Raw genomic sequence first — 3,279 nt, forward strand, 5'->3', positions numbered from 1 at the left:
CGCGAGCGCGAGTTCGCCGACCGCATCGAATACCGGCATGCAGAACGCGTGGATCGTCGGCAGCAGCATCCCTTCGACGCGCGCGGCTTCGTGCCGGCGCACGTCGGCGAGCACCGCGTCGACCTCGTCGAGCGTGCGCGGGCCGCCGTGGTGCGGCGAGCGGCGCGTATCGGCGAGTTCGCGCTCGAGCATCGCGGCGGTCTTGCCGCGCGGCAGGTACGCGGCGAACAGCAGGCCCGTCGCCGAGCCGAGCAGCGGCATCACGTCGCCGAGCTTCAGCGACGCCTTCGCCGGATGGCTCGATTCCATCCAGTGCACGATCGTCGGCCCCTGGTTGCCCCACACCGCGATACCGACCGTCTGGTCGAGGCGGTCGCGGAATTCGGTCAGCGCGATCCGCGCGAGCTTCACGCCGTCGACGCGCGCGAGCCGCGCGAGCCCCATCTGCAGCGCGAAACCGGCCAGCTCGTAGCGGCCGGACACCGGGTCCTGCGACACGACGCCGAGCCGCGAGAAGCTGACGAGGTAGCGGTGCGCCTTCGCGGGACTCATGCCCGCGCGCTGCGCGAGATCGCGCAGCATCATCGCGCGCGGCTCGCTCGTCAGCACGTCGAGCAGGCGGAAGCCGACCTCGATCGACTGGATGCCGGAACGGACTTTCTCGCCGTGCTCGCCGGAAGCGGCGTCATCGGTGTCGGAGTCGGCGAGATCGTCGTCGGGAAGCGGGCTGGCGGGCATGGGCAACGGGGGCGCGAAAATGCGGCAGGAATCGGGGCGGAAACGGCAGGCGCGATCGTCGCGCGCCGCATGGATTCACCATCGTAAAATAGATTCCCTCCATCGTCACTACAACGGCAGAGTCCCCCTTATGAAACTTGCTTCGCTGAAGGACGGCACGCGCGACGGCCAGCTGATCGTCGTGTCGCGCGACCTGCACACCGCGGCGATCGCCGACACGATCGCGCCGACGCTGCAGCGCGTCCTCGACGACTGGGCGTTCTACGCGCCGCAGCTGCGCGACCTGTACGACGCGCTGAACCACGGCCGCGCGCGCCATGCATTCGCGTTCGATCCGGCCAACTGCATGGCGCCGCTGCCGCGCGCGTTCCAGTGGGCCGACGGCTCCGCCTACGTGAACCACGTCGAGCTCGTGCGCCGCGCGCGCGGCGCGGAGATGCCGCCCGAATTCTGGACCGATCCGCTGATGTACCAGGGGGGCAGCGACGATTTCCTGGGCCCGCGCGACGACGTCGTGTGCCCGTCGGAGGAATGGGGCATCGATTTCGAGGCGGAAGTCGCGGTGATCACCGGCGACGTGCCGATGAGCGCATCGCCCGACGCCGCGTTGAAGGCCGTGCGGCTCGTCACGCTCGTGAACGACGTGTCGCTGCGCAACCTGATTCCGGCCGAGCTCGCGAAGGGTTTCGGCTTCTTCCAGAGCAAGCCGGCCACCGCGTTCGCGCCGGTCGCCGTGACGCCCGACGAGCTCGGCGACGAATGGCGCGAAGGCCGCGTGCACCGGCCGATGATCGTCCACTGGAACGGCAGGAAGGTCGGCCAGCCCGATGCGGGCACCGACATGGTGTTCCACTTCGGCCAGTTGATCGCGCACGCGGCGAAGACGCGCAACCTGCGTGCCGGCTCGATCGTCGGCTCGGGCACGGTGTCGAACAAGGACGCGAAGCGCGGCTACTGCTGCATCGCCGAGAAGCGCTGCCTGGAGACGATCGAGCACGGCGCGCCGCAGACCGAATTCATGCGCTACGGCGACACCGTGCGCATCGAGATGTTCGACACGGCCGGCAAGTCGATCTTCGGCGCGATCGAGCAGTCGGTCGCTCCGCCCGACGGCGCGGCGTAAGCCGCGTACCGCGACACCCGGCCCCGGTCCGCGCGCCGGGTTTCGCCCGATGTTTGCCCGCGCGGGCTTGGCTACACTCGATTCAAGAGCGTCGAACAAGGAGCGGCACATGGCCGATCTCGCCGCGTACGGCGGTTACGAAGCACTGAAGGTGACGCGCCGCGACCACGGCGTGCTCGACATCGTGATGAGCGGCGAGGGGGCGAACCGCAGCGGCCTCGCGACCGCGAACGCGCGCATGCATCGCGAGCTCGCCGACATCTGGCGCGACGTCGACCGCGATCCCGACACGCGCGTCGCGGTGATCCGCGGCGAAGGCAAGGGCTTTTCGGCGGGCGGCGATCTCGCGCTCGTCGAGGACATGGCCAACGACTTCGACGTGCGCGCCCGCGTGTGGCGCGAGGCGCGCGACCTCGTCTACAACGTGATCAACTGCAGCAAGCCGATCGTGTCGGCGATGCATGGCCCGGCCGTCGGCGCGGGGCTCGTCGCCGGGCTGCTCGCCGACATCTCGATCGCCGCGCGGGATGCGCGCATCATCGACGGCCATACGCGGCTCGGCGTCGCGGCCGGCGACCACGCGGCGATCGTGTGGCCGCTGCTGTGCGGGATGGCGAAGGCGAAGTACTACCTGCTGCTGTGCGAGCCCGTGAGCGGCGCGGAGGCCGAGCGGATCGGGCTGGTCTCGCTCGCGGTCGAGCCGGCCGACCTGCTGCCGAAGGCGTACGAAGTGGCCGAGCGGCTCGCGCAGGGTTCGCAGTCGGCGATCCGCTGGACCAAGTACGCGCTGAACAACTGGCTGCGCTCGGCCGGGCCGACCTTCGATACGTCGCTCGCGCTCGAGTTCATGGGCTTCTCGGGGCCCGACGTGCAGGAGGGCATCCGCTCGCTGCGCGAGCGGCGCCCGCCCGCGTTCCCCGGCGACGCGCCGTTCTGACGCGCGCGCTATGATCGATTCACGCGCGGCCGCGCGACGCATGGCGGCCGCCTCGCTTCCCCAGTCAAACAGGATGCCCGTATGACGACCGATGCCTCCGACGCCAACCCTTTCGCCGGCTTTGCCGGCTTCAAGCCCGCCGACATGATGGACCGCATGTGGGACATGATGCGGATGTCGCCGTTCGGCGGCATGGCGCCGTTTCCCGGCGCGGCGACAGGGCTGCCGCCGTCGCTGTCGAGCATGTCCGACATGATGGCGCCGCTCACGAGCGTCGAGGAACTCGACAAGCGGATCACCGATCTGCGCGCGGTCGAGCAGTGGCTGAAGCTCAACCTCGGGATGCTGCAGTCCGCGATCCAGGCGCTCGAGGTGCAGCGTGCGACGCTCGCGACGCTGCGTGCGTTCGGCGCGTTCGCGCAAAGCTCGATGGCGGCGGCCGAGGACGCGGCCGTTGCCGCCGCGCAGGCGGCGAAGGCCG

4 protein-coding genes are annotated in these 3,279 nt (G+C 70.1%); 3 read left to right on the forward strand and 1 reads right to left on the reverse strand.

Annotation, left to right across the window (positions count from 1 at the left end):
• A partial coding sequence (locus G3N62_RS34935) for an IclR family transcriptional regulator (RefSeq protein WP_206141515.1) occupies positions 1-738 on the reverse strand: 738 nt, incomplete at its 3' end.
• 130 nt (positions 739-868) lie between these two features.
• Here G3N62_RS34935 and G3N62_RS34940 point away from each other — a divergent pair.
• From G3N62_RS34940 to G3N62_RS34950, 3 genes are all read left to right on the forward strand, one after another.
• Positions 869-1,861 carry a fumarylacetoacetate hydrolase family protein gene (locus G3N62_RS34940; protein WP_034189177.1) on the forward strand — a complete coding sequence of 331 codons (993 nt, stop codon included), beginning with the start codon at positions 869-871 and terminating at the stop codon, positions 1,859-1,861.
• Between the two features lie 109 nt (positions 1,862-1,970).
• Positions 1,971-2,798 carry an enoyl-CoA hydratase/isomerase family protein gene (locus G3N62_RS34945; protein WP_034189178.1) on the forward strand — a complete coding sequence of 276 codons (828 nt, stop codon included), beginning with the start codon at positions 1,971-1,973 and terminating at the stop codon, positions 2,796-2,798.
• Between the two features lie 81 nt (positions 2,799-2,879).
• Positions 2,880-3,279 (forward strand): PhaM family polyhydroxyalkanoate granule multifunctional regulatory protein (locus G3N62_RS34950; protein ID WP_346778216.1); only part of this gene is annotated, 400 nt, incomplete at its 3' end.

This window comes from Burkholderia sp. Tr-20355 (assembly GCF_017104685.1).
In the GTDB taxonomy this organism is placed as follows: domain Bacteria; phylum Pseudomonadota; class Gammaproteobacteria; order Burkholderiales; family Burkholderiaceae; genus Burkholderia; species Burkholderia seminalis.

What these genes read in the sequence shown, in the direction of transcription:
- G3N62_RS34940 (WP_034189177.1), top strand. Translation starts at nt 869, where the DNA reads ATGAAACTTGCTTCGCTGAAGGACGGCACGCGCGACGGCCAGCTGATC.
- G3N62_RS34945 (WP_034189178.1), top strand. Translation starts at nt 1,971, where the DNA reads ATGGCCGATCTCGCCGCGTACGGCGGTTACGAAGCACTGAAGGTGACG.